The 26,822-nt window shown below is 42.5% G+C and carries 20 protein-coding genes; 7 read left to right on the forward strand and 13 right to left on the reverse strand.

What is annotated here, in order from left to right; translation table 11 throughout:
* Nucleotides 1–70 precede the first annotated feature (70 nt).
* The 5 genes from AC19MV_RS10845 to nhaA form a co-directional block, all read right to left on the reverse strand.
* Nucleotides 71–553, reverse strand: a complete 483-nt coding sequence (locus tag AC19MV_RS10845; protein WP_498307512.1) for a protein YgfX — start codon at nt 551–553, stop codon at nt 71–73.
* Complete coding sequence (locus tag AC19MV_RS10850; RefSeq protein WP_498307514.1) at nt 534–782, reverse strand: FAD assembly factor SdhE; 249 nt, start codon at nt 780–782, stop codon at nt 534–536. Before AC19MV_RS10850 ends, AC19MV_RS10845 begins: the two co-directional genes overlap by 20 nt.
* Before the next feature lie 20 nt (nt 783–802).
* Nucleotides 803–1,726, reverse strand: coding sequence for a transcriptional activator NhaR (nhaR, locus tag AC19MV_RS10855; RefSeq protein ID WP_432399314.1), 924 nt, complete (start codon nt 1,724–1,726; stop codon nt 803–805).
* Between the two features lie 131 nt (nt 1,727–1,857).
* Entirely contained in the window at nt 1,858–2,244 is a 387-nt protein-coding gene (locus AC19MV_RS10860) for a hypothetical protein (protein WP_432399315.1), read from the reverse strand.
* Complete coding sequence (gene nhaA / locus AC19MV_RS10865; protein ID WP_498297184.1) at nt 2,231–3,415, reverse strand: Na+/H+ antiporter NhaA; 1,185 nt, start codon at nt 3,413–3,415, stop codon at nt 2,231–2,233. Before nhaA ends, AC19MV_RS10860 begins: the two co-directional genes overlap by 14 nt.
* Nucleotides 3,416–3,620: 205 nt before the next feature.
* Between nhaA and AC19MV_RS10870 the strand changes: the two genes are divergently transcribed.
* A complete protein-coding gene (locus AC19MV_RS10870) occupies nt 3,621–4,472 on the forward strand; it encodes a thymidylate synthase (RefSeq protein ID WP_498297182.1) in 852 nt (283 codons plus the stop codon).
* A 71-nt stretch (nt 4,473–4,543) separates the two neighbouring features.
* Here the strand turns inward: AC19MV_RS10870 and AC19MV_RS10875 are convergent, their stop codons facing one another.
* The 3 genes from AC19MV_RS10875 to rppH are packed head-to-tail and all read right to left on the reverse strand — an operon-like array spanning nt 4,544 to nt 8,180.
* Nucleotides 4,544–5,344, reverse strand: coding sequence for a sulfite exporter TauE/SafE family protein (locus tag AC19MV_RS10875; RefSeq protein ID WP_498307516.1), 801 nt, complete (start codon nt 5,342–5,344; stop codon nt 4,544–4,546).
* A gap of 55 nt (nt 5,345–5,399) precedes the next feature.
* A complete protein-coding gene (ptsP, locus tag AC19MV_RS10880) occupies nt 5,400–7,637 on the reverse strand; it encodes a phosphoenolpyruvate--protein phosphotransferase (protein WP_498307518.1) in 2,238 nt (745 codons plus the stop codon).
* Between the two features lie 24 nt (nt 7,638–7,661).
* On the reverse strand, nt 7,662–8,180 hold the full coding sequence (gene rppH / locus AC19MV_RS10885) for an RNA pyrophosphohydrolase (protein ID WP_432399320.1): 519 nt from the start codon (nt 8,178–8,180) through the stop codon (nt 7,662–7,664).
* 1,053 nt (nt 8,181–9,233) lie between these two features.
* Between rppH and mutH the strand changes: the two genes are divergently transcribed.
* On the forward strand, nt 9,234–9,902 hold the full coding sequence (mutH, locus tag AC19MV_RS10890) for a DNA mismatch repair endonuclease MutH (protein ID WP_498307520.1): 669 nt from the start codon (nt 9,234–9,236) through the stop codon (nt 9,900–9,902).
* Between the two features lie 233 nt (nt 9,903–10,135).
* Nucleotides 10,136–11,164 carry an adenylate/guanylate cyclase domain-containing protein gene (locus AC19MV_RS10895; protein WP_498307522.1) on the forward strand — a complete coding sequence of 343 codons (1,029 nt, stop codon included), beginning with the start codon at nt 10,136–10,138 and terminating at the stop codon, nt 11,162–11,164.
* 7 nt (nt 11,165–11,171) lie between these two features.
* Here AC19MV_RS10895 and oxyR read toward each other — a convergent pair whose 3' ends face one another.
* The 3 genes from oxyR to mnmL all read right to left on the reverse strand — a co-directional run bounded on the left by oxyR (nt 11,172) and on the right by mnmL (nt 13,842).
* Complete coding sequence (oxyR, locus tag AC19MV_RS10900) at nt 11,172–12,089, reverse strand: hydrogen peroxide-inducible genes transcriptional activator OxyR (protein WP_432399323.1); 918 nt, start codon at nt 12,087–12,089, stop codon at nt 11,172–11,174.
* A 193-nt stretch (nt 12,090–12,282) separates the two neighbouring features.
* Nucleotides 12,283–12,648, reverse strand: coding sequence for an Hpt domain-containing protein (locus AC19MV_RS10905; RefSeq protein ID WP_432399324.1), 366 nt, complete (start codon nt 12,646–12,648; stop codon nt 12,283–12,285).
* A gap of 228 nt (nt 12,649–12,876) precedes the next feature.
* The gene (gene mnmL, locus AC19MV_RS10910) at nt 12,877–13,842 is read right to left on the reverse strand and encodes a tRNA modification radical SAM protein MnmL/YtqA (protein WP_498307524.1); all 966 of its coding nucleotides are present in this window, start codon (nt 13,840–13,842) and stop codon (nt 12,877–12,879) included.
* A gap of 522 nt (nt 13,843–14,364) precedes the next feature.
* Here mnmL and gltB point away from each other — a divergent pair.
* Together gltB and AC19MV_RS10920 are read left to right on the forward strand one after the other, a co-directional pair.
* Nucleotides 14,365–18,813, forward strand: a complete 4,449-nt coding sequence (gltB, locus tag AC19MV_RS10915) for a glutamate synthase large subunit (RefSeq protein WP_498307525.1) — start codon at nt 14,365–14,367, stop codon at nt 18,811–18,813.
* A 2-nt stretch (nt 18,814–18,815) separates the two neighbouring features.
* A complete protein-coding gene (locus AC19MV_RS10920; protein WP_498297172.1) occupies nt 18,816–20,222 on the forward strand; it encodes an FAD-dependent oxidoreductase in 1,407 nt (468 codons plus the stop codon).
* A 124-nt stretch (nt 20,223–20,346) separates the two neighbouring features.
* Here the strand turns inward: AC19MV_RS10920 and AC19MV_RS10925 are convergent, their stop codons facing one another.
* The gene (locus AC19MV_RS10925; RefSeq protein WP_498307527.1) at nt 20,347–21,006 is read right to left on the reverse strand and encodes a flagellar brake protein; all 660 of its coding nucleotides are present in this window, start codon (nt 21,004–21,006) and stop codon (nt 20,347–20,349) included.
* A 604-nt stretch (nt 21,007–21,610) separates the two neighbouring features.
* On the opposite strand from AC19MV_RS10925, the gene AC19MV_RS10930 reads away from it, so the two are divergent.
* Nucleotides 21,611–23,644, forward strand: a complete 2,034-nt coding sequence (locus tag AC19MV_RS10930; RefSeq protein WP_498307528.1) for a cytochrome c/FTR1 family iron permease — start codon at nt 21,611–21,613, stop codon at nt 23,642–23,644.
* A gap of 169 nt (nt 23,645–23,813) precedes the next feature.
* Here AC19MV_RS10930 and AC19MV_RS10935 read toward each other — a convergent pair whose 3' ends face one another.
* Entirely contained in the window at nt 23,814–24,227 is a 414-nt protein-coding gene (locus AC19MV_RS10935; RefSeq protein ID WP_498307530.1) for a hypothetical protein, read from the reverse strand.
* Between the two features lie 209 nt (nt 24,228–24,436).
* Between AC19MV_RS10935 and AC19MV_RS10940 the strand changes: the two genes are divergently transcribed.
* Nucleotides 24,437–26,821, forward strand: a complete 2,385-nt coding sequence (locus tag AC19MV_RS10940) for a TonB-dependent receptor (protein ID WP_498307532.1) — start codon at nt 24,437–24,439, stop codon at nt 26,819–26,821.
* Nucleotide 26,822: the final 1 nt, after the last annotated feature.

Consider the following 26,822-nt stretch of genomic DNA (forward strand, 5'->3'; position numbering starts at 1 on the left):
TAATCTTTCACGTTTTTTTGCAGCGAATTATTGATGCAGTAAACATGGTCACAAAATGCTGCACGAAGGGTTAGTGAACCAGTTTACGTTGTAATAACAACCGACATAGAGTGCGGTACTCTGTGTCGGTTAACATATCTTGCCATACCCACACCCATCGTTTTTCACCGGTTTTTACCTCTCGTAAAAAGATAATACACACTAATGGATTCACTATCGGGTGGCGACTAAACTCTACTCGACAAACCTCAGATACGGCATCTGTCAATGTTGCGCCACCAGAATTATCAATGCACAACACGCAATACCATAAGGTTAATTTACGCCAACAATAAATCAGCAACCCTAGAGTTAACATGAACAGTAATCGTTGTATAAATAAATATAAAGATGATGAAGAGTCTGGCCAAGCTAAAAAACTGCACAACATAACGGCAAAAAAACACACCAGAGCAAATCGATATAGAAATGAAGCACTCAACGCAAATTGATGCTGATGAGTGCTAAAAGAGCGGGTAGAAGTTGCAGAAGCCTTAAGGTGCGGCTCGTCCACGGACTTTCACTACCATATCGGCTAATTGCGTGTCAGGGCATTGTTCATGGCCCATAAACCAAGCAAATAACTCAGGGTCTTCACATTCTAATAAGCGGATAAACGTTTGCTTGTCAGCATCGCTCAATGTTTCATATTGTGCTTCAACAAACGGTTGAAACAAGACATCTAATTCTAACATTCCGCGACGGCATGCCCAGCGAACACGAGCAATATTCATTAATTCCAACACAAATCTCCTGATGCCTACTAGCTAATACGATGTTCAAAACTTTGTACTTGTAGATCTAACCCAGCAAACAAATCACCAAAATCAGTGGCTAATAATGATTTAACCGCCGGATGTTGGATCATGCGCTCAGCAAACATGACATGATACTCTTCTTGAATATCGCTGGTTTCACCAAGTAAAACCATCCCTTGTGACAGTATATCATGACGATAAATAGACGGTGCGACAAAAATGCCTCGATTAAAATAACCAAACGCCTTCATCATCTCGGCATCATCAAACTCGCCTAATATATTTACGTTTAGGTTTTTTTCAGCAAACCAACGATGTAATTGCTGCCCAAGTGATGTGCGCTTACCCGGAATAAGCAATTTACGCTCTTCAAGACAAGCAGGAAAAGGCAGTGTTGATGCTTCTGCAGCAAAAAAGCTGATACCGCATTCACCTAATTTTTTCGACAGAATTTCAGGGTACTTTAATGACCCACCAGCACAATCCGATAAAATCATATCTAATTTATGCTCGCGCAAACGCTCGATAAGGCTTTCATGAGTCGACTCATAACACGCTAGATGCACCGATCCGTCATTAGGGATAACGGTTAACAATACTCTGCTGACTAACGCTTTAGATAACGCATCCGCAATACCCACCTCAAATAACAGTGAATCATCTTTTTGATAATTGAGTAAATCGAGCATTTCATAACTCAGGCTAAACATTTTATCTGCATAGCGAAAAACCAACTCACCTAACTCAGTCGCGACCAAATTTCGTCCGACACGTTTGAAAAGCGACCCTTTCAGACGCTCTTCTAGTGCACGTATTTGCCCTGTAATGGTTTGCGGTGCAAGACACAGAGCTTCGGCCGCTTTAGTCACCGAGCCTTTTTTTTGTACCATCCAAAAATAATACAGATGGTTATAGTTTAAATGCTGCATATCATTCAACAACCTAAAAAATTAATCACTCTACTATAGCAAAAAACTACGATGGCAAATAATTGAGTATTTTCGCGATAAATGCTTATACAAAAACGCAGCCTTTAGGCTGCGTTTGTATTGCACAATCGTTACTTAGGTCGTGGGCAATCCATTAGACTGGTAATAACGGTTTCCAACTCATCGCTATTACTCACATTGTTTAATGACACTTGCTCCGTTAACGCAGAAACCACTTCTTCTTTAATTAATATGTGGCTTGAGCAGTAATTAACGTTGGCTGTTTGATAGCGTTTACCAGCACGGTATTTTAGTGCCCGCGATTCATAGTTATTAGGGTCAATACGTTTTTTAGCCTGATTGTCGCGGTACATCAGCGCACCATCGACAACACCCTCTAAATAACTCTGACACGTAGCCGACTCTGATGACTTTAAACAAACATCAAACGAATTTGCTGAAGCGGGTATAACAAACGCACTTAGTAATAACCCTAGGGATAATTTAAATAGTTTCATGGTTCTCTCCTGTCTTAGGCAGAACTTTGGCTAACCAAAAATAACCAATCAGCGCTGCAAATAACGATCCTGTTAAAATGCCTAATCTTGCATAATCACCATATGCTGCTGGTGAATGTTCAAATGCTAACGACGCAATAAAGACTGACATAGTGAAGCCAATACCACACATTACTGCAACGGGGATAATCTGGTTCCAACCTATTCCCGGAGGTAATTCGGCTAATTTAAGTTTCACTGCCGCGTAACTAAATAATAATACTCCAATCGGTTTACCAAACATCAATCCCATCATGATGCCTAACGTAATCGGTTCTGCGAATGACTCGAAAGACATATTGGTCAATGACAAGCCCGCGTTAGCAAAAGCGAATACCGGTAGAATCAAAAAGGTACTCCAAGGATGTAATTTATGCTCTAAACGCCCTGATGGCGAAGCGCCTGCTTTGTCTCGTAATGGAATACAAAATGCAATAATAACGCCTGCTAATGTCGCATGAACACCTGATTTCAATACCGCGACCCACAATACAAAACCCACTATTGCATAAGGCGTGATAGCACTTACACCTCTGCGGTTAAGAGCCACCATTAGTACAATAGACACAGCTGCAATAATTAAACTCATCATAGATAAATCAGTGCTGTAAAACAGCGCAATGATCACAATTACGCCTAAATCATCAATGATAGCCAACGCCAATAAAAACACTTTTAATGCCACGGGCACTCGGCTACCCAAAAGCGCCATAATACCTAACGCAAACGCAATATCCGTTGCAGCAGGAATAGCCCACCCCACTTGGGTTTCTGGATTCGTGTAATTAAACGCCAAATAAAATAATGCAGGAAATACCATACCGCCAATCGCGGCAAAACTCGGTAAAGAAGCTTTCGCAACACTTGAAAGCGCACCTTCTAACAGCTCGCGTTTAACTTCAAGGCCAATGAGTAAAAAGAATAATGCCATCAAGCCATCGTTAATCCAGAGTAATAGTGGCTTATTGATGTCTAGCTCGCCTACACGCAATTGTACTCCGGTACTCAAGAAGCCCTGATATAAATCCGCTAAAGGCGAATTAGCGAGTAACATTGCCAAGGCCACAGCGACCATCAACAAAATACCACCAGCTGACTCTTGACTGACAAAGTTTCTAATTGCACGTTCCATATAACACTCCTTTATGAACAATAGATTGACTCTACAGTATCCATTCAAACAATCATAATCGATTCTTTCTACTAGTTAACTCGGTTTAACCGAGGTGTTTGTCGCATTACTCTTCAAATTAAGCCTTAAATTAAAATTTTGCGCCTAAAGATTTGGTTGCATTGATTAGGTATAATCGCTAAAAGCAAAAAAGGAATTGAACCAAATGAAACAGTATTTAGATCTGTGCAAACGCATTGTCGATGAAGGTGAGTGGGTCAATAATGCCCGAACCAACAAAAAATGCCTTACCGTCATTAACGCCGATTTAGTTTACGACGTTGGCAACAATCAATTCCCGCTAGTGACCACGCGTAAAAGTTTTTGGAAATCAGCCATTGCTGAAGTGCTCGGCTATTTACGAGGTTATCAAAATGCAGCTGACTTTAGAGCATTAGGCACCAAAACATGGGACGCTAACGCCAACGAAAACCAAGCTTGGCTTAATAACCCAAACCGTAAAGGCCATGATGATATGGGGCTAATTTATGGCGCCCTGGGTCGCGCGTTTCCAAAACCGACTGGGGGTCATGTTGATTTACTACAGCAAATAGTCGATGACCTTAGTAACGGCATTGATAACCGCGGTGAAATCTTAACTTTTTATCATCCTGGCGCTTTTGACCTCGGATGTCTACGTCCTTGTATGTACGAACATCATTTTTCGCTCTTAGGTGACACTTTATACCTTAACAGCACTCAACGCAGTTGTGATGTGCCGCTTGGGCTCAATTTCAATATGGTTCAAGTATATGTATTACTGGCCTTAATGGCACAAATAACCGGCCACAAAGCTGGCAAGGCATATCATAAAATCGTTAACGCCCATATTTATGAAGATCAACTGGCGCCGATGCGTGATATTCAATTAACACGCGAACCATTTGGTTCACCAAAGTTGATTATCAATCCCAACATCACCAGCTTAAACGACATTGAAACCTGGGTAACATTAGATGATTTTAGCGTTGAAGGCTATGAACATCACGATGCCATTAAATACCCTTTTGCAGTGTAATACTTAATACGAATGCGCCCTTGTTCAACATCTGAACAAGGGCGTTTTTTACTCGTCACTGATTTATTGAGTTAGCTCAATAAAAGTTTTAATCCAACGACGACGAGTAAGCAGGCAAAGATTTTTTTCAATACTGGCGTAGGCCAAGAACTGGCTGCTTTAACCCCAAGCGGAGCACACAATATTGAACTAATAATGATGCCGCATAGTGCAGGTAAATAAATAAACCCAAATGCACCCTCGGGTAAATTTGGTGCATCAAAGCCTGCAATGATGTAACCAATGGTGCCAGAAATTGCGATAAACATACCCGTTACCGATGAAAATCCAACGGCTTGGCGCATTTGTAATCCGCAATAACTTAAGAAAGGCACCAGCAATACACCGCCACCAATCCCCATTAAACCAGCAATGAGCGCAATCACAATGGATATACCAAACAGCACGGCAAACTTCGGCATGTTGTCGCCGGTTTTAACCTTAAATGGAAACGCCATTTGTATTGCCATTAACACCACAAATATAGCAAAAGCTTGTTGTAAATCTGCAGATGAAATTTGTTCCGAAACAAATGCAGAGGCCAAAGAGCCGACCACAATGCCAGGCATAATAGGTTTGAATAATTCCCAGGGCACATTACCGCGTTTATGGTGAGCAGTAGCAGATGACATAGACGTTAAGATAATGGACGCTAGTGAGGTAGCAATCGCGACATGAGTTAACTGCCCTACACTCACGCCAACTGACGGTAAGATATATAATAAGGCTGGCACAATAATGAGCCCACCACCAATGCCCAACAATCCCGCCAGGAAGCCGACAATTGAACCAAGCAACAGACAAATAATAAACACCTGCAGCATACTATCCATAACGACATCCTTTTAATAAGCGCGATATACCGTCAAACATCATAACATTGACTATTTACGGATTAATTAAATCATCTAAATCATGTTTTTGTAAAAAATTAGCTAATAAAGTTCGTACTTGTTGGCCATTAGATTGGCGCAGCACAATGATAAGTAACTCAGATAAATCTTGCTGTGAAACACGTCTAAGTAGATAGTTAATCCTGGCTAAACTGGCTTGGTTCATACTCAACTTATGGTAGCCCATCGCCACTAACAATAATGCGCCATAGGGTTCACCGGCTAATTCCCCGCAAACGCTCACGTCTAAATCATAACGTTTACAATCATCTACAGCCATTTTTAGCGCACGTAAGATCCCCGGATGATAACTGTCAAATAAGGAGCTAACACTGGGATTATTGCGATCGACAGCCAACAGATATTGAGTCAAATCGTTACTGCCCACAGACACAAAGTCGACACGTTTAGCCACGTCTTGTAATTGATACAGTAACGCGGGCACTTCAAGCATGACACCCACTTTAGGTCTCACTAAAATCGTGTTGAATTCTTGGTTTAATTCAGTAAACGCTTGCTCAAGATAAGCCAAAGTTTGATCGATCTCATCGAGGTTACTCACCATAGGTAATAAAATTTGCAGCTGATTACCTTTGCCACCCGCCTGTAACATAGCGCGTAATTGCACTAAAAATAATTCGGGATGATCGAGCGACAAACGTATACCGCGCCATCCTAAAAACGGATTATCTTCTTTGATCGGAAAATACGGTAACGGCTTATCTCCACCCACATCTAATGTGCGCATCACCACAGGTCTATCACCTGCAGCGCTAAGCACTTGGCGATAAACATTGATTTGTTCACTCTCACTCGGAAAGCGTTGATGTAACATAAAGGGGATTTCGGTACGATAAAGACCAATGCCATCGGCACCTTCGGCAATTTCAGACGCAATACCGCTTAACAAGCCTGCATTGAGATATAGCTGGATCCGCTGACCGTCTGTTGTAATCGACGGTAAACTCAACTCTGCAGAAAATTGCTTTTGTTTTTCAACATCAGCATCAAGCAGTAATTGATATTCTTCAATCACTGCAGGAGAAGGTGAAACGAGTAGTTGACCTCGCGTTGCATTAAGCACTAATAATTTTTGATCGATATCCGCTGACAGAATATCTTCTGTGCCCACAATAGCAGGGACACCTAAAGCACGGGCTAAGATTGCAGCGTGGGCATTAACCCCACCGCGCTCAGTTACAATCCCCGCTAGCTTTTGCCTTGGAAATTCAGCGAGTAATGTCGCATCAACTTCTTTAGCCACTAAAATAACCGGCTTATCAGGATCGACCTCTAAGCGCCCAGGCTCAATCAATTGTCGTAGCACTTTTTGGCCGAGTTCTCGAATATCGCTAGCCCGTTCTTTTAAGTACGGGTCTTCCATCGCCAAAAATTGTTCAATATAACGAAGAGAGACGCGGCTCACTGCTGACTCTGACTGCCAACCAAGTGCAACTTCGCGCGCATATTCGCCGCCTAGGCTAGACTCGTCGAGTAGTAATTGGAATGCGGTAAAAATAGAGGCTACATCGCCCGACTTTTCGCGCTCAAAACGCTGTGAAATAGAAGACAACATATCACTGCAGCGTTGCATGGCATGTTTAAGTCGGCGTAATTCACTGTCAATATCGGCGCAATGTAATTCTGGCTGCTCCAATGAAATCGTGCCACCGAGCACTAACCCATGGGCAATTGCGATACCACTCGATGCCGTGACACCATTAAATACAACTTGATGCTGAACATTCGTAATGGCAGCTTTATGCTTCAGACTTCTGATCACAACCGCAAGCTGGGCAGCCAGCGTCATCAAAAATGCTTCTTCGTTTTCGCTAAACTGTCTAGCTTCAGGTTGCTGTACAACAATAACGCCCACAACCAACTTTTGAAAAATAATGGGGACCGCCAAAAAGGCTCGGTACTCTTCTTCAACTGCTTCGGGGAATAATTTGAAACGCGGGTGAATACGTGCGTCAGCCAAATTAACGGCTTCTTCACGTTGGGCGACTAAGCCGACTAACCCTTCTGAAAGGGGCATACTGACTCGGCCGACTGCGGACTTTTCAAGTCCCTCAGTGGCCGATAGCACCAAGTTTTGTTGCTCGAGGATATAAATAGAACAGCAATGCGTCGCCATCGCGATACGCGTTTGCGCCACCAAAATATTTAATGCACTCTCCAAGCTATTCGCTCTCGCTACCGCTTGGGTGATATCCCTGAGCATACTTAACACTGTTCCAACCCTCTATGAAATCAGTTAACTCCGTTGTTTGCTTCGTTTGTTACTCAATTCGCGCGTTTGCAGCGCTAATGTCGTCGATGCGAACTCTTTCATCACCTTTCTATATACATCGCGCTTAAAAGACACTACCTGACGAACGGGATACCAATAACTCACCCAACGCCAATCATCAAATTCTGGATGACCTGAAGAATTTAAGTTAATGGTATTATCGTGACCTTTTAATTGTAGTAAAAACCATTTCTGCTTTTGGCCAATGCAAACGGGTTTGCTTTCTTGGCGAACCAAACGCTTAGGTAAACGGTAACGTAACCAGGAGCGAGTGGATGTTAAAATTTGAACATGCTCGGGTCTCAGCCCCACTTCTTCGTAAAGTTCACGATACATGGCTTCTTCTGCAGACTCGCCATCATCTAACCCACCCTGTGGAAACTGCCATGAATGTTGGCCAAAACGCCGAGCCCACATTACTTGTCCAAATTTATTGCAGATAATGATGCCCACATTTGCGCGAAAGCCGTCGCTATCAATCACATGGACTCCAAAATTAACAAATTTTATATCGTTTGATTGTTTCACAAAGCATGCCTATCGGCAAACCTCTATTTACCCTCAATTCACCTTACATGGCGGGATAATTAAATTAAAATCAGGAAATTGCATAAAAATAAGTCTTTGATTAACACTTAGCTCGGATTCACTCATCCATTTCATTGTAAGCAAGGCAATAAGCACCCACGATTAACAGCGACTATGCAGCGCAACCCATACCCTACATTGTGGATAATTGAATAACATTGTGTACAAATAGACTTTATCAACAGCCAAATCCATTACACTTGTCGATTATCCACAAAATCTGTGGATATCTCTGTTCGAAACTTTGGTAAACCTTGATTAAGATGTAAAAATCGGCAGTAAACCATTTTTACTAACCATACAGCTTGCACGTAAATACAATTTAAATACAACAGCTTAATTACATATCAAAATAAAAAATACGATCGATCGCAATATTTGAGTAAAAAACGAACAACAACAAATAAGTGACCTAAATACCCTAGCACCTCATAAGTTATACACAAATAACAAGGCTTTTTTTAAATTAAACTGATAAAAAAGCCATTTTATTGCGTTGACTTGACCTTTTTAATCAGTTAAAGACACTGAGAATAACAGTTATCCATTAAATCTGTGGATAACTATGTGTGAAATACAGGGAAAAGAGAGAGTAACTTGGGACAAGTCAAAACCATCTAAACAGATAATCGAAAAAACATCTTTAAAACAATACCTTAAAACAACATGCAATTGTATTTTGTTACCTTCAACATTTAAGGTTGTTTTTTAACCAGTAAATTTGCACTCAGTAAACTTGTTATTGTTAATCAATACTTGCTAGCATATTGCACGCTGTTTTTGGCACTGCTAAGGTTAGCCTCAATATAACCTACGGTTGGCGTATCCACACGTCTAACCAACAGTTAGAGCATGTTAAGCGGGTTAACGGTTACCAAATATAGAACACTTATATAGACACTTATTTTCATCGATGACTTGCATCAATACAAAGGTACCTATTGGATCATGGCAAAATCGTCCCCTAAAGACATTCATGAATTAATGCAAAGAGCGCATGATATGGCGGGTATCCGTCTTGCGGATATTGCAGCAGATAACCAAATAGCGGTACCGGATAACCTAAGACGCGATAAAGGTTGGGTTGGGCAATTGATCGAATCTGAATTAGGCGCTTTAGCAGGTTCAAAACCACAACCGGACTTTATTCATCTCGGTGTTGAGCTAAAAACCATCCCTATTGACTATAAAGGTAAGCCGCTCGAAACCACTTATGTCACCGTGGCACCACTGATCAACATTCAAGGGTTAACATGGCAAGACAGTGTCGTATTTCATAAGTTGCAACACGTGCTGTGGGTACCTGTCGAAGGTGATCGCAACATCCCTGTGGCAGAACGACGCATAGGCACCCCCATTTTGTGGCAACCTAATGCATTGCAAGCGCAACAACTGCAACAAGATTGGGAAGAAATTATGGAGCTTATCGCATTGGGTAAGGTCGATAAAATTACAGCTCGTCATGGTGAGGTGTTACAGCTTCGGCCTAAAGCCGCTAATAGCCATACATTAACCGAAAGTATTGCCGAAAATGGCAGCATACAGTTATCTAATCCTCGTGGCTTTTATTTGAAAATCGAGTTTACGCAACAAATTTTAAATAATGCATTTGCCTAAATTAACGTCCACGATTATTGGGCGCGAGTTCCATCATCAGGACAAAAGTTTGCACTGGGACACATTTTTCTGCACATCTCTTGATCTACATCACAAATAAACTATCCCAACCGAACCGTTATTCTATAAACTACACCGCTTATTACTAAGCCATTCGGACCCTTAATTTCCTAGTGAAAGCACGCCGTCAGACTCAAAAATTATTATTCGCCGTGTTTGCTTGGTGCGTCGCAATGGCGTCATTTGTGTTTTTTCGCTATTCACAATCGGCACAGCTTCCCGATTGGGCCATTAGTAATGCAGATTTAGCCACGCTTGCGGTATTTATGGGGTTTATCTTTGGCGGATTGCATTGGATGTCGAATTTAATCGCCGACTTTAGCGCAATCAGCCGTCTGCCTTATTTATTTTCAGTTGTATTTAAAGGCCTGTTTTTACTCCTCGGCGCGACCACCCTTGCTTATGTCACTCAATTTTTAAATATGTGGGCAATTGACAACCACATGGTGACACTAAGACAAATGCTCAGCATTCACATTATTTACAGTCCATCATTTCAGGCGTTGGTGGTCTATCTTGTTGTGGTAAGGGTCAGCTTAGCGTTTATCGAGCAAATGGCACTGTTAGTAGGACCTAAAGTGCTGCTGAATATCGGCTTAGGTCGATATCATAAACCTCGATATGAACATCAATTATTCTTGTTTATCGATATGGTGTCATCGACAGCACATGCTGAGACTCTAGGTGATTACCGCTTTAGTCGCTTAATTCAAGACAGCTTTAGCATGTTGGCCGATACCGTATCGGACAATGAAGCTGAGATTTATCGTTATATGGGCGATGCGGTGTTAATCCATTGGCCTTTAGAGCAAGGCATAAAGCACGATCGCTGTATGAATATTTATTTTGAATTTTGCCAGCAACTCAAATGGCAAACTCAATATTTTGAGCAGCAATATGGGTTTGTGCCTAAATTTAAAGCGGCGGCACATTGTGGCCAAGTCGTTGCGGCAGTAGTTGGCGTGCATAAACAAGAGATTAGTTTCTTTAGTGATGTGCTTAACACGCTGGCAAGGCTGCAAGATCAATGTAATCCATTAGGCCAAAGAATGTTGTTATCTGGGGATGTAGTGCATCGTCTTGAACAGCAAAATAGCCAATATCAATTAACAGATTTAGGGCCTATCGTCCTAAAAGGAAAGCAACACCCAATTGAAGTCTTTGGTGCTGCTCCCATCAAACCCACTCATCTTAACGATTAAGCAGTGGTTATTTAGGCAATTCTTGTGCTAATAACTTTTTCTGAATGGCTAAGCCTAGTGTTCTAAACGTCGAAATACGGCTGGTTGTTTGACGCCACACTAACCCGATATCTCGGTAAGGTGCTTCACCAGGTGGGTCCATCGCGATTAAATCGGTGTCGTGTAAGATTCCGGTGTCGATAGCCATCTGAGGTAAAAAAGTGGTACCTAATTTGCTATTAACCATCTGCACTAACGTGTGCAAGCTGGTTGCCGCAAATGGATTCACCTTGGAACTATCTCCTAACTGACATGCTGTAATCGCATGGCCCGTAATACAGTGCTCTGCTTGCAGTAAAAAGATGCTCTCATCTGGCATTTTTTGATAATCAATAGGCTGTACAACACCTTCTGATAACTCTTTATGCATGACCATCTTAAACGGGTCAATCCCGACTTTCATACTATGAAAACCATTCGTATCAACGGGTAATGCCAATATGAGTAAATCTAACTCGCCTTTAGCTAATGCATCAAGCAAACGCTCAGTGGTGTCTTCTTTTAATAATAAGCTTAGCTTAGGGTAATCTTGCTGACATAACTTAACCACACGACTCAGTAAAAATGGTGCAATCGTTGGAATACAGCCTAAACGGATTTCACCGGTCATTGGCTCACCTTGGTTTTTAACCAGCTCAACTAAATCATCCACATTGGTTAATATATTTCGCGCACGCTCCACCACCTCTTCACCAATGGCAGTAAACATAAATGACTTATGATCACGCTCAATGAGTTGGTAGCCCAGTTGTTCTTCAAGATTTTGGATACCACTTGAAAGCGTAGATTGACTCACAAAGCACATTTTTGCAGCTCGATTGAAGTTTTGTTCTTGATGCAAATGCACTAAATAATATAGATTTTTAAGGCTAGGAAGATTTTTCATATAAGCGATTGCCCTTGTCGATGTTGATTCAAATAATGAATTAAATATGGCCGAATAACAAGTTTATGATAACGAGGACATGACAAACGCCCATAAAAAATGCCTCATCAACATGAGGCATTCTCTTTCATTGCGATGAGCTTACTGTTAAAAGCTTATGGTTAACAGCGTACTCATACGAGCTTAATGCTCATCAAGCTTTAGCTTCTAAGTACTCTTTTAATTGCTGTAAATCTTTAGCTGCATGCTCAACAATTTGGCCAAGCCAAGTTTTATGTTCCGCATCCCAATTTGCTTCTTCGCTATGTTGTAACAACTGAGCAAATTGCTGAATACGCTTTAATCCAACAGAACCTGCCGCACCTTTAAACTTGTGTGCTTCTGCACATAAGGTTTCTTTGTCGCTTGCATCATCCGCTTTAACTAAGCTACTGACATACTCAGGCATTAACTGCTCAAATAACACCACGCTTTTTAATAAAGTCCCAGCACCAATGGCACTGATATATTGCTCAAGTGTATTGAGATCCAATATTGAGTCTAACTGCGTTGTGGCCATGGTGACACCTCTATAAAATCTAACGCTATAAAATTACAAACATAATACCCAGTAAAATACCCTATGCAAGACTTGCCAATGGATTGCACTGCTTTTATTTGAAATGATAACAACTGATTAACACCATGGTACCACTGGTATTACCAATGTTTAAAAAAAGCTCATTTTGGTAGTAATTCATTCAATTAGGCGATTAAAAATGCAAACATCCTAACTCTCTACATAATGCTAAGCGGTTTTGTACTGGCCAATCAATGCACTGCCTTGACCACCGTATTCTCGAAGTTCATCAACAATCGCAACTAATCCATCCCAGCGATAAGCACACCAGTCTGGTGCGAGTAACATCGGCTTTTTAGCATAAGCGGTAACGCGATGATAGATAATGTGCTCAGGCGTATGGCGAATAAGCGTGGCCGCAGCAGAAGCATATTCTTCGAGAGTTAATAAAGGCATAGGCTTATAGCGCCATTGCTTCGCCATCGTGCTGCCTTCTACGATATGCAAAGGATGCAATTTGATCCCGTCCACACCGATGCCTAATACGGTTTGTAAACTATTAAAGTAATCAACCGTTGTTTCACCAGGCAAACCTAAAATTAAGTGCGTACATACCTTAATGCCACGAGAGCGTGCTGCATGAACGGTTTTACGGTATTCATTTAAGAGATGGCCGCGATTAATCCTTTTTAGCGTGAGTGTATTACTTGTTTGTAATCCAAGCTCCAGCCACACATCAAGGCCTTGATGTTGGTACTCAACCAGTAAATCGATCACGTCATCTGGCACGCAGTCAGGACGGGTACCAATATGTAAACCCACGATATCTTTATCTTCAATGGCTTGATCGTATTTGTGTTTTAACTGACTAAATTCATCATAGGTGCTCGTATACGCTTGAAAATAAGCAATATACTTGGCACTCGATACCTTCGCAGGCCGAGTTTTTTGGTCATTATTAGGAAATAAATGCGCTCGCAACTTTCCTTCAGCAAGTTGTGTAGAGATGGGCTGTTCGAGACCTTGCTGAGCATTAAATGAAGCCACATTACAGAAGGTACACCCACCAATACCTAGTGTGCCATCACGGTTTGGGCAGGTAAATTGCGCGTCAATAGTGAGTTTTTTGATGCGCTCACCATATCGGGCTTTGCAGTAAGAGCCAAAAGTATTCACGTAATCGTCTAAGCCCACAATAAGCCCTTAATATTTATCAAAAGGGCGTCAGTTTAGGGAGCAGTTAAACGTCTGTCTTGGTGCTAAATCAATAAAATGCTCGATCAACTCAAGTATGCTGCAAACTGAGATATTGAAGGGAAAATCGTTTAAAACAATGCCAAGTGTATTTATATGACTAAAAATGAATATTTACTCATTTAGAATAATTTTTTACCCATTAACTGTATTTGAAATAAAATTCATTATTTTTATTTCAAATACAATTTTAACGAATTGTTGCCAAAAGGTAATCATTTGTTTGAATACTTTCTAAAATTGTTTTTATTCAGAAGGTTATAGCAACATAATTGCAGTTGACGTTAACGTAAACTTGATAGGTTGTTACGCTTTTTTGGTAATTATATTTCAGTTTGTTGCATTTTTTTGGTTTGACCTTTATGCATTCTCGGTTTAATTTGAATGGTTCGGGTGCATATCTATGGAATGTTTCACATTTACCCCGAGTCGTATCCAGTAGAGGTTTAGGGGGTTTTTTGTATGAGCTTGTATCATCCCAGTTTTGAGCGTGACAATTGCGGATTTGGTTTAATAGCACAAATGGACGGCGACGCTAGTCATCGCATTGTGCGCACCGCAATTCATGGTCTCGATCGAATGAAGCATCGTGGTGGTATTGCAGCTGACGGACGCACAGGTGATGGCTGTGGTTTATTAATGCAAATGCCTACGGGTTTCTTTGAAGCTATCGCAGCAGAAAACGATTGGCACTTAAGCCGAAAGTTTGCCGTTGGTATGCTATTTCTCAGCCAAGACGAACAACGCGCTGACGAAGCTAAATTAATTTTAGAAAAAGAACTACAAAGAGAAACACTGAGTGTTGCAGGTTGGCGTAAGGTTCCGGTTAATCCAGATGTTCTGGGGGAGATTGGCCGGGCAAGTTTGCCACAAATTTACCAAGTTCTGATTAATGCGCCAGTGGGATGGCGTGAAAAAGATCTTGAACGTCGCCTCTATATGGCACGCCGTCGTCTTGAACAACAAATTACCGATGACAAAGATTTTTATGTCGCCAGCTTATCTGGCCAAGTGATTGTCTATAAAGGCCTAATGATGCCGGCCGATTTGCCTTCATTTTATACAGACCTTGCCGACATTCGCTTAAAAAGTGCTATTTGTTTGTTTCACCAACGCTTTTCTACCAACACATCGCCAAAATGGCCATTAGCACAACCGTTTCGTTATTTAGCGCACAACGGTGAAATCAACACCATTACGGGTAACCGTCAATGGGCACGCGCTCGTGCTTATAAATTTAATTCGCCACTGTTACCAGACTTACAACAAGCAGCCCCATTTGTGAACGAAACGGGATCAGATTCATCCTCTTTAGATAACATGCTAGAAATGCTGTTATCGGGTGGTATGGACTTATACCGCGCCATGCGTTTGCTTATTCCACCTGCGTGGCAATCAAACCCGGAAATGGATGACGAGCTTAAAGCCTTTTATGACTTTAACTCAATGCACATGGAACCCTGGGATGGCCCAGCGGGTATTGTAATGACCAACGGTCGTCATGCCGCTTGTGCTGTTGACCGTAATGGTTTGCGCCCTTCTCGTTATGTGATCACCAAAGACCGGATTTTAACCTTAGCCTCAGAAGTCGGTATTTGGGATTATGCGGCTGATGAAGTGATTGAAAAAGGCCGTGTCGGTCCTGGAGAGTTATTAGTCCTAGACACTGTAAATGGTCGTTTATACCAATCATTCGAAATCGATAATGACCTAAAGCGTCGTCATCCTTATAAAGAATGGATGGCCAAAAACAGCCAAACCTTGATCCCTGCTGAACAAATGGCACCGACTAAACAAGGTGCGAGCGGTTTTGATAGCAAAACATTATTGCAATACCAAAAGCAATTTGGCTTTACTCGCGAAGAGCTAGAGCAAGTCATTTGGGTACTCGCAAGTCAAGGTGAAGAAGCAATCGGTTCAATGGGTGACGATACCCCAATGGCAGTCTTGTCGAAAAAGTCACGTTCGTTATATGACTACTTCCGCCAAAAATTTGCTCAGGTTACCAACCCGCCTATCGATCCATTACGTGAAAAGCACGTGATGTCGTTAGCCACATGTGTGGGCCGCGAACAAAACCTATTTAGCGAAACCACAGGCAATGCTTACCGCGTCATGTTTAACTCACCGATATTATTGTTCAGTGATTTTAACCAACTACTCGGTTTAGACAGCACCAACTACCGCGCTAACACTGTCGACTTAAACTACGACGCTCATGAAAGCTTAGAGCAAGCCATTCATCGTATTACTGATGAAGCAGAGCGCTTAGCGCGCAGTGGCACAACGCTATTAGTATTGTCTGATCGCGCTGTGGCACAAAATGCCCAAGTGATCCCTGCTGCTATGGCTGTTGGTTCTGTGCAAACGCGTTTAGTCGATAAAAGCCTGCGCTGTGACACCAACATTATTGTGGAAACTGCATCAGCACGTGACCCGCATCATTTTGCCGTGTTACTGGGTTTTGGCGCAACGGCCATTTACCCATATCTTGCCTATGAATCAATTTCTGCGATGGCAAAATTACATCAAATAGAAGACGTGACCCCATTAATGCTTAACTTCCGTTATGGCATTGAAAAAGGCTTACGTAAAATCATGTCTAAAATGGGCATCAGTACCGTTGGTTCATACCGTTGTAGCCAACAGTTTGAAGCGGTGGGTCTGGCAAGTGACGTTATTGAATTATGCTTTAAAGGCGTGATTAGCCGTATCGAAGGCGTGGGTTTTGAACATATCGCAAGCGATCAAAAAATTCTCCACACCGCGGCTTATCGTTCTCATGTGCCATTACCGCAAGGTGGGCTTCTAAAATATGTTGAAGGTGGTGAATACCATGCCTTTAACCCAGATGTGGTAAACACTTTACAATCATCGCTTAAAAACCAAGATTATGTTGAGTACAAAAAGTTTGCTCGCTTAGTGGATGACCGCCCAGTGGCAACGTTACGCGATCTTATTGGCATTAAAGGCCAACTTGACGCCATTGAAATTGATAAAGTTGAAGGTGCACAAACGCTATACTCGCGCTTTGACAGTGCAGCAATGAGTATTGGTGCGTTAAGCCCTGAAGCTCACGAAGCATTAGCGGTTGCAATGAACCGTTTAGGTGGCCGCTCTAACTCTGGTGAAGGTGGAGAAGACGCAAGACGCTTTAACAGCGAACGTAACTCGGCAATTAAACAAATTGCATCGGGCCGATTCGGTGTAACAGCACATTACCTTGTTAACGCTGATGTATTGCAAATTAAAGTGGCTCAGGGGGCAAAACCAGGCGAAGGCGGTCAGCTACCTGGACATAAAGTCAGTGTTGAAATTGCAGGTCTTCGTCATGCTCGTCCTGGTGTTACCTTAATTTCGCCACCACCACACCATGATATTTACTCAATTGAAGATTTAGCTCAGCTGATTTTTGATTTAAAACAAATCAATCCTAAAGCTCTCGTGTCGGTCAAACTGGTTTCAGAACCGGGTGTGGGCACCATCGCTACCGGTGTCGCTAAAGCTTATGCCGACATGATAACCATATCGGGTTATGACGGCGGCACAGGCGCAAGCCCAATTACCTCGGTTAAATATGCAGGTTCGCCGTGGGAGCTTGGATTAGCTGAAGTACATCAGTCGCTAGTCGAAAATGGTTTACGTCATAAAATTCGCTTACAAGTGGATGGCGGCTTAAAAACCGGTACTGACGTGATTAAAGCGGCATTATTGGGTGCAGAAAGCTTCGGCTTTGGTACTGTGCCAATGATCGCACTGGGTTGTAAATACTTACGTATCTGTCACCTAAACAACTGCGCGACAGGCGTTGCAACGCAAGATAAAAACTTACGTGCGAATCACTACCACGGCTTACCAGAACGCGTGATGACTTACTTTGAGTTTGTGGCTCAAGAAGTCCGTGAATGGATGGCGGCGTTAGGGGTGAGTAAGTTTGAAGACTTAGTGGGGCGCAGTGATTGGTTACACGCGCTTGAAGGTCAAACCGATAAACAACGTGGTTTAGACTTAACGCCTATTTTATACAAGCCAACAGTTAAGCCAAACTCAGCATTGACCTGGAAAGAAATTAATCCACCGTCAGATGTGGGCCAGCTTAACCAAACGTTATTGGCCGACTGTTCAGCGGCTGTTGAAGCTGGCGAGCCGTACTCATATCAATACTCTATTAACAATACTGATCGCTCTGTTGGCGCAGCATTGTCGGGCTTTATTGCCACTAAAATTGGTGTTAAAGGTGCAAAAGAGCCTATTAGACTTGGTTTTAACGGCAGTGCAGGTCAAAGCTTTGGTGTGTGGAACAGCCCAGGGTTAGAACTTAAGTTATGCGGCGATGCCAATGACTACGTCGGCAAAGGCATGTCTGGCGGCAAGATTGTTATCCACCCACCGATTGGCAGCCCGTTCCAAAGTGAACGTAGCGCCATTATGGGTAACACCTGTTTATACGGCGCTACGGGCGGAAAATTATTTGCAGCTGGTCAAGCGGGCGAGCGCTTTGGCGTACGTAACTCAGGGGCAATTGCTGTTGTCGAAGGTGTCGGTGATAACGGTTGTGAATACATGACCGGCGGCATCGTGGTGATTTTAGGTAAAACAGGGGTTAACTTTGGCGCCGGTATGACAGGTGGCTTTGCTTACGTGTTTGACCAATTTGGTCGCTTTAACCGCCGTGTAAACACTGAAATGGTTGATACTCAAAAAGTAGAATCAACTATCCACCAGCAGCACTTAAAAGGCCTAATTGAAACTCACTTCGCAGAAACCGGCAGTGAACACGCCAACTTAATTTTAAGTGATTTTGAAAACTGGTTAGATTGTTTCGTACTGGTTAAACCGAAGAATATTGCCGTTGCTGACCTGCTTAAAATAGAGCAGAAGAGTCCGGAATTAGTTGTAAAGGCAGGATAATCATGAGCAATGACTTTCAATTTATCGAAGTGGGTCGAGCTGACCCCGTAAAACATGAAGCCAAAAAACGTGCTACGCAATTTATTGAAATTTATCAGCCGTTTACTCAGCCTGAAGTTAAAGAGCAAGCAGATCGTTGTCTTGACTGTGGCAACCCGTATTGTGAATGGAAATGCCCGCTGCATAACTACATTCCAAACTGGTTAAAACTGGCTGAACAAGGTCGCATTATGGAAGCGGCAGACCTGGTGCACGAAACCAATACCCTGCCTGAAATTTGTGGTCGTGTATGCCCGCAAGACCGTTTGTGTGAAGGTGCATGTACGCTTAATGACGACTTTGGTGCGGTCACCATCGGTAATGTTGAAAAATACATTACCGATACTGCCATCGCTCAAGGCTGGCGCCCCAACATGACCCAAGTAACCCCGCGCAAAGAACGTGTTGCGATTATTGGCGCTGGGCCTGCTGGTCTAGGCTGCGCCGACATTTTAGCGCGCAATGGCGTACAAGCTGTGGTGTATGACAAATACCCACAAATTGGCGGCTTGCTTACCTATGGCATTCCATCATTTAAACTTGATAAAGCTGTTATGGCTACACGTCGTTCTGTACTTGAAGGCATGGGCATTCAATTCAAAATGGGTGTCACGGTTGGTAAAGATATTAGTTTTCAAAGTTTACTTGATGAATACGATGCAGTATTCCTTGGCATGGGGACTTACACAGCCATGAAAGCTAAATTACCCAATGAAGACGCACAAGGTGTTATTCAAGCCTTACCGTACTTGATTGGTAATACTCACCACATCATGGGAACAGAAGACAGCGCAACGCCTTATTTGAGCCTAGAAGGTAAAAATGTCGTGGTGCTTGGTGGCGGTGACACTGCGATGGATTGCGTGCGTACAGCTGTACGTCAGGGCGCTAAAAGCGTTACTTGTGCATACCGTCGTGACGAAGCCAACATGCCAGGCTCTCGCCGTGAAGTGCAAAATGCGCGCGAAGAAGGGGTCACGTTTTTATTCAACTGCCAACCGGTATCGATTAAAGCGGAAGATGGCACTGTTGTCGGCATCGAGTATGTTGAAACCCAAATGGGTGCAGCTGATGCAAGTGGCCGTCAACGTGCAGAGGTTATTCCTGGAAGCGAAAGTATTCTAGAAACTGATGCTCTGATCATCGCCTTTGGTTTCCAAGCCAGCCCAGCGGCATGGTTTACTGATTTTGGTATCGAAACCAATGAGTGGGGCTTGGTAAAAGCCACTAAGACTGATGACAATCCATTCCAAACCACTAACCCGAAAGTGTTTGCCGGTGGCGACATGGTCCGTGGTTCTGACTTGGTCGTGACAGCAATTGCAGAAGGTCGTGATGCTGCGATGGGGATTTTAAACTTTTTAGATTAACAAGATTGAAAAGCTTAGCCTGTGATGGATTATAGGTTAGACATAATATACCGAGTTTGCTTGTGAATTTTAGCGCATCATTATGATGCGCATTTTTTTGTCTCAAAATCGCTAAACGTAGTCACTATTTTTTGGCTGTACTTACTAAGAAATGGCTAAACAAGGTGTTTTTTAATTCCGGATGTTCGTTCGAAAACTTTACCCCTACTGTCATTTCCCTCTCAAGTTGCTGCACCTTAACCGCGGTTCCGGTTAAAATACCGGACAAGTTTTCATCAATCGAAATCGCCACATGTATTTCTGCATTTTGCTCAATATTCATTGATTTAGGCGCCAATGTGACAAAACAACCAGTCAATGAAAAGTCGAGCATTTTGGCATTAATTTTATTATCGTCGTGCATAATAAACACATCTTGCTTAATATCGACGCGCAATTGCTCACGAACTTGTTTCTTGGTAATAGACTTAGGCACACTCAAACACAACATGCGCACAGGTTGATTTACTACCGATAATATTGACGTTTTAAAAGCGATAATGTCTTTAAAGCCGCTATTCGTCATTGCCCTTACCACGATTTCGGCATTGGCAAGCATGTGCTGATACGCTTCTGAAAAATCTTTGGTTGGAAACTCAATCAAAATAAACCGGTTAATTTGATAACCAATCAGGCTTGAACGAGATTGTAATTTTTTGCCATTGGCAAAGTGGATCTCAATAAACAGATCCATGCCAATATCAATTAAACGCAGGTCATCATTAAGCGAAGCGCTAGCTGGCATGTTCATTTTTACCTTTCACTGTGTTGCTCTGCATCATTAACCTTTTTATCATTCTAATTACTATGTTTAACTTACAATAACATACCAAGTTTAGCGTAAAAGTGGCTCACTAGTCGCCACTGTCATTAACTGATGTCTAAATATGTAAACCCAAATGTCTTGTTATTAGTAAAATATAGCGCCAAACATTTCAACGATCTTATTCATCATGCTTATTCTAAGAGAATCAGAATAACCCTAATAAAGCAGAATACGATGTGCATTCTCATCTCATACTGAAGCTACTTATATCAAACGGTGATAATTAATACTAAATACTCGTGGCAAGTAAGCCACACACCCGTAACAACTCCGCACAAAAATAAACACCTCAATCTGTTTTATATACAAAAAAGCCTTATTTGGACCTTAAACTGTGACTGCATACATGATTAACCGGTAAATGTGCCTTATTGAAATTAATCGCATTAATTAACACGCTTATAGTGTGATTGCTTAGCAGTAAACAAAAAAGTAGAATGCCAATCATTATCATTTGCCATCCTGGTTTGATTGATGGATCCAGTTTCTCGATCAACGCCTCCATTTCTATTAAGGTAATCTCTTGGATACTTTCAACAGCTTCACGTTATGGCGACAACGGATCACATCGTCTGTTATTAATCGTTATTTATTTATTGCCATTATCTCGGTGTTTTCGACATCGTTATGGGCAAAAGATACGACACTTATATCACAAGAAGTATCACAAGAAGTACAACAAGAATTACCACAAGAAACGTCACTTCAAACATCACAAGACTTAGTCAAACAGACTCGGCAAATTCTTCAATTAGCCGAATACATTGGCGTAGATTACTCAGAAGCGGTGACCGACGGTCAAATTGCTAACCCCGATGAATTTGCTGAAATGCAGCAATTTGCTAGCATCATTATCGAAAAAACGAATCTGCTCTCACTCGATAAATCCGATTCACTTAACGCTGACGCAATACAGCTACAACAAGTCATTGCAGACAAAGCATCACTGGGTGTTATTCAAGGGCTGAGTCAAAAAATACGTAAACAATTATTAAGCCAATCTCCGGCATTAGTGCTACCAACACAGCTTGTAACTAAAGAGCATGTAAAGCAATTGTTTATCGAAAACTGTTCAACTTGTCATGGTGATTTAGGCCAGGGCAACGGGCCGTTAGCTAAATCACTGTCACCAGAGCCGACTAATTTTACCGATCAAGAACGGGCCTTAAATCGATCATTACTGGGACTTTACGATGCGATTTCTGATGGTTTAGATGGCAGTGCCATGCGTGCCTTTAGTGAGTTAAACGATCAACAACGTTGGTCACTGGCTTTCTATGTTGGCAGCTTAGCGTTTGAGCCATCATCGACAACCACAGAACACATCAAACACGACACGAATGTTGAATTACAGCAATGGGTCAATAGTAATCCAACACAGTTACTCGAACAAAATGCCAATATTGACCGCAAGCAACTGGAGTTATTACGTGCGCAGCCTGAGTTACTGTTTCAGGATGCACAGTCGCCTATCTCGCTGACACGTAGCAACTTACAGGCTGCCGTCAAAGCCTACCAAGCAAATGAGTTTGCACAAGCACAAACCTTAGCCGTTAGCGCCTACCTTGATGGCTTTGAATTAATCGAAAACAACCTAGATGCTCACGACAGTGGTTTGCGTAAATCAATCGAAAGCCAACTGCTTAATTTTAGAAACATCCTAAAAACAGCAGGACAAGATACTCAAGTCAATCAACAGTTGACCAGTATTCTGACTCAATTAGACCAAGCCGACACGGTATTAACCGGGCAATCACTATCCAATAACGCGATGTTTTCGGCTGCATTAATCATCTTGCTACGTGAAGGATTAGAAGCACTGTTAGTGATCATCGCCTTAATGACAGTGCTAATAAAAACTCAGCGTAGTGATGCGCTTAAATTTGTTCATTTTGGTTGGATATCCGCACTTATAGCGGGCGTCTTTACCTGGTGGGCGGCAGAAAACCTAATCAGTATTAGCGGTGCCTCAAGGGAATTAATGGAAGGCGGGGCAGCACTGTTGGCCGCGTTAGTGTTGTTTTATGTGGGTTATTGGATGCACAGTAAAACCCAAGGCTCGAAATGGCAAAGTTACATTAAAAACAATGTCGATCGTCATTTAAACACCGGAACCTTATGGGGACTCACTGGCCTGGCATTCATTTCTGTGTACCGTGAAGTATTTGAAACCATCTTGTTTTATCAGTCATTACTGACACAAGCCGTAGGCTCTGCAAGCAGCAATGAACAGGTGAGTTACTTAGCTTATGGTTTGCTCGCTGGCATCGCTATTTTGGCGGTTATTGCTTGGTTAATGATGCGTTATTCCGTTAAATTACCGCTGGCTCGCTTCTTCGCTGTAAGCTCTTACTTTATGCTTATTTTAGCGTTTATCTTGGCGGGTAAAGGGATTTCGGCGCTACAAGAAGCAGCTGTAATCAGCCTGACCCCCTTCCCTATAGATGTGTCGATTAGCTGGTTAGGCATAGCCTCTACCTGGCAAGGCTTAAGCACGCAAATGGTGATAGTCGTGTTATTTAGCGTTATGGTTATTCGTAATAGTGATACAAAGTAATAACACCCACTAGCGGCATTCTGGTAAAGCTCCAATCGCGCTTGGATTGATTGTTTAACATCATTATTTAACAGTATTGCTTACTACTATGATTTAATTTTAAGTGCCCAATAAAAAGGCCGGCTAAAAATATTTAGTCGGCCTTTTTATCAGTTAAGTCACCAGCGATTTATTTTACCGTAAACTTGGTGTCTTCATCTCTTAACAGGTACAACGCAAAACACGCGGCCCACATCGGCCATGCAGCAAAGAATAATAAGTTATTAAATGCATCAAAATATTGATTAAAGGCCGATAAGGTTGACGCGCCATGCATTAAGAATATCACTCCGTACGTGATGCGTTTTTTAATCCCAAGTACAAAGGCAATCACCAGTAACAATTGCAAACCACCCATAACATACGCTGCGACTTCACTCACCCCGCCGATCCCGTAAAACTTCTCGAAAATTTTCATGCTATGGCCAGGATTGACAAACTTATCCAATGTCCACACGAGCATCACTAAAAATACGCCTAAGCGTAAAGACAATAACGACCATTGCAATTTGCTTTGAACATTGCTAGTAAGTGTTGTTTGCATCTTAATTCCTTAAAAAATATAAATAAAACTCATTCTGCTGAGCTTTTAATAGGCTAAACTGGTATTAACGACAAAAGTTAACCAGCCCCCAATGGACCGAATAAACTCAGATGATATTGCACAACCACTTATGCTATTTAGTTCTAAATAAACAAAATTAGGCATAAGATAGTTGTAATAAATTCGTTAATCATTAGGTCTTTTAGGCCATGTTCATCACAGCAGAAAATATTATGCCTATGTATCGTTATTCAAACCGTTCATTAACAGCACTGGCTGTTGGTTTAGCCTTATCCTCTTCGTTAACAGTCGCGGCGGAAGACATTTCGACTATCGAAGTGATTCAAGTGTCAGGCAAAGCGATTAACGATAAAGGTTTGTCACCTAAAAACAGCACTGTCGATGGCCCATTTGGTGACGGCATAGCATTGAAAGATATAGCTCGCTCGGTGACACCCATTACCAGCGAGATGATTGAACAGCTTAATATTGTCGACTTGTCAGATATTCAAAAAGTCAGCCCTAATAGTTATTCGGCCAGCGGCTTTGGCGCATCAAGCTTGCCAACTATTCGTGGTCAGTTAGGCGAGTTATACCAGGACGGTGTGCGCCGCCAGGCCGGTAATAATGGTTTCGGTATTCCGATGTCGTTTAACGCCATTGATCAAATTGATGTAGTAAAAGGTGCGCCCCCAGTATTGCTAGGCACCAGCCAACGTAATGGTGGTTTTGTGAATGTGCACTCTAAAGTGGCACCCACTAATGACAAATTTGCCAAACTTACCGCATCGGCAGGCAGCTGGGATCATTACCGTGCTCAATTAGATGTAGCCACCGATATAGTTGAAAACCAAAGTGGTGTTCGTTTAAGTGTCGAGCACATCGATAACGGTAGCTATTACGATTACTCTGGTTTTCAAAGCGACAGTATTTTTGTGGCATTTCGCCTGTTGCCAGACGATGTCAGCACCTGGGACATCAATGTCGAATACTATGATGTCGACTTTACCGACAACGCGGGGATTAACCGCCCTACTCAAGCATTAATCGACCATGGTTTATATGTTACTGGCCAAGGCGTTCAACCTAATGGCAGTACCATCGCTGGCGCCAATGCGATTGTGTCGCCAACCGGATTAGTTAACATTGATCGCAGCCAAGTGTTAACCGATCCAGACAACATCAATAACGCGCAAACGTTTATTCTTCACAGCACTTACGTCCGTGAGTTAACTGATAAAGCCACCTTTAAAAACATTACTTATTATCAGCATTTAGAGCGCGAAGAAATTGCCCAAAACAGTTTTGTTGAAATCATCGATGGCGCTGACACTGCACAAAACCGAGTTGAGTTAGCCTATCAATGGAACAACGACCAAAGCACCATTGTCGCTGCCGATATCCGCTACAACAAGGTATTAGGTTACAGCCAATTTACCACCGAAGCCGATTTACCGATTGATTTAACAGGCCCCATTGAAAACCGCCGAATTCCACTTACCGCAGAACAGCAAGCAAGGCTGGTTGAGCTGCGCCCAGGGGTGTTTGTATCACCTGGTGCACAATACGACATTGATGGAAATGGCAGCGGTGATTATTCATTATCTGACACCACAGACTCAACCAGCTGGCAAACCGGCCTCGCGATTCAACACAACAGCCAATGGACCGACAAACTGTCGACCAGCATAGGCTATCGAGCCGACTTTTATGACGTTGAGGCTCGAGATGCTTTAGCGCCCCAAGGGCAAATTGCCGCCAGTGATTCAATTAATGAAATGCTCGAGTCGGGGCAAATCAGTATTAGCTATCAGCTCAGCGATTTTATCACCACCTATGCCAGCGCCAGTTATAACGAATCGACCTCAAATAGCATGGCGGGCGGCACCACGTTAGGCGCCAATAACCAAATTAGCAGCCAAAACTTTGCCACCGAAAATACCTTAACTGAGGTGGGCATTAAATATTCGCCAAGCGATAGCGCCTGGTATGTCGATGCGGCAGTGTTTGATCAAAAGCGTAGCTTACGTAACCGTGATGGCAGCAATACTGGTATTCGCACTAAAGGATTTGAGGCGCAAGCCTTTTATGATGCCGACCCTTATTGGTTTAGCGCTGGTTACAGTTATTTAGATGCTCGTTATGATAATTCAGCCAGCAGCCAGGATACGGTTCAAGTGATCGATGCTTTTGATAATTCACGCCCAGATATCATTGCTGGCACCGGAATTGGCGCGCCAAACTTTGCTTCATTTGCAGCGTCTGACCGCCGCGTACAAGGTTTACCTGAACAAACGTTTACAATTAATGGCGGAATGGCGATTACAGAGAAATGGAAAGCCGGTTTCTCCGGTCTATATACCAAGAGTTACCCATTAGACTATTTAGCGACTGTGTATATTCGCGATCAATACACGCTCAATATCAATACTCGTTATGACTTTAGCGAACAAACAAGTTTAAGATTAGACGTTAATAACGTCACCAACCAAAAGAACTGGCGCCCAGTATTTGAAGGCGGTTATTTTGGTTCAACCTTGGTTTACCCTGAGTTACCGGTTAATGCCACCCTGACATTGCAGCATTCATTTTAAG

The sequence above is a fragment of the Shewanella sp. MF05913 genome, assembly GCF_059758095.1.